This window comes from uncultured Vibrio sp., from assembly GCF_947488985.1.
In the GTDB taxonomy this organism is placed as follows: Bacteria; Pseudomonadota; Gammaproteobacteria; order Enterobacterales; family Vibrionaceae; genus Vibrio.
Genome location: NZ_CANLBV010000243.1, coordinates 1 through 904, shown reverse-complemented (window position 1 = coordinate 904; position 904 = coordinate 1). Strand labels below are relative to the sequence as shown.

Annotated in this window: 5 tRNA genes and 1 rRNA gene; all 6 read right to left on the bottom strand. The window is 44.1% G+C overall.

The annotated features are described in order from the left end of the window. Positions 1–200: 200 nt before the first annotated feature. A tRNA-Val gene (locus Q1A70_RS20135) sits at positions 201–276 on the bottom strand. Positions 277–340: 64 nt separating this feature from the next. Beyond that, a tRNA-Ala gene (locus tag Q1A70_RS20130) sits at positions 341–416 on the bottom strand. Positions 417–441: 25 nt separating this feature from the next. Continuing rightward, positions 442–517: transfer RNA gene (locus Q1A70_RS20125), tRNA-Val, on the bottom strand. 25 nt (positions 518–542) lie between these two features. Then, a tRNA-Lys gene (locus tag Q1A70_RS20120) sits at positions 543–618 on the bottom strand. A 20-nt stretch (positions 619–638) separates the two neighbouring features. Beyond that, positions 639–714, bottom strand: a tRNA-Glu gene (locus tag Q1A70_RS20115). Between the two features lie 124 nt (positions 715–838). After that, positions 839–904 (bottom strand): 16S ribosomal RNA (locus tag Q1A70_RS20110); the annotation flags it as partial.

Here is a 904-nt window from a genome sequence, read left to right as displayed (position 1 = left end):
AGATAAACATTGAGAACTTTTAAATTTGATTAACTTAATCACAGCTTTGAGCTGTTTGATTTCACTTTTTAAAGTGAAAACCAATTAAGTAATCAGTCAGCTTTCCAAATTGTTAAAGAGCAAGAGTTTTAAGTATTAAACTTTCAAACCCATTTTTAAAAACTCTCCGAAGACTTTTGTCATCAAAGAATGCTTAAAGATGGTGGGCGATACCGGGCTCGAACCAGTGACCCCCTGCTTGTAAAGCAGGTGCTCTCCCAACTGAGCTAATCGCCCATAAAGTTTTCTTTTGTCTTCACTTTTTAAAAAGTGAAAATAAAAGCCATTCTTATGGAAGGAATGGTGGAGCTATGCGGGATCGAACCGCAGACCTCCTGCGTGCAAGGCAGGCGCTCTCCCAGCTGAGCTATAGCCCCATATTTTTATTTCCTTGGGAGGAAATGGTGGGCGATACCGGGCTCGAACCAGTGACCCCCTGCTTGTAAGGCAGGTGCTCTCCCAACTGAGCTAATCGCCCCAAATTTTATTTCCTTGGGAGGAAATGGTGGGTCGTGCAGGATTCGAACCTGCGACCAATTGATTAAAAGTCAACTGCTCTACCAACTGAGCTAACGACCCTTTTTACTTCTTGAAGGAAGTGGTATCCCGTAGGGGAGTCGAACCCCTGTTACCGCCGTGAAAGGGCGGTGTCCTAGGCCTCTAGACGAACGGGACACTGCTAATTTATCTCCACTTTAAAAAGTAGAAACAAACTTCGAAGAACCTTGGGAGTTCTTCTTCTCTTTTACTTTCTAAACCTAATCAATCTGTGTGGACACTTGTCGTGAATATCTTCGTATAAGGAGGTGATCCAGCCCCAGGTTCCCCTAGGGCTACCTTGTTACGACTTCACCCCAGTCATGAA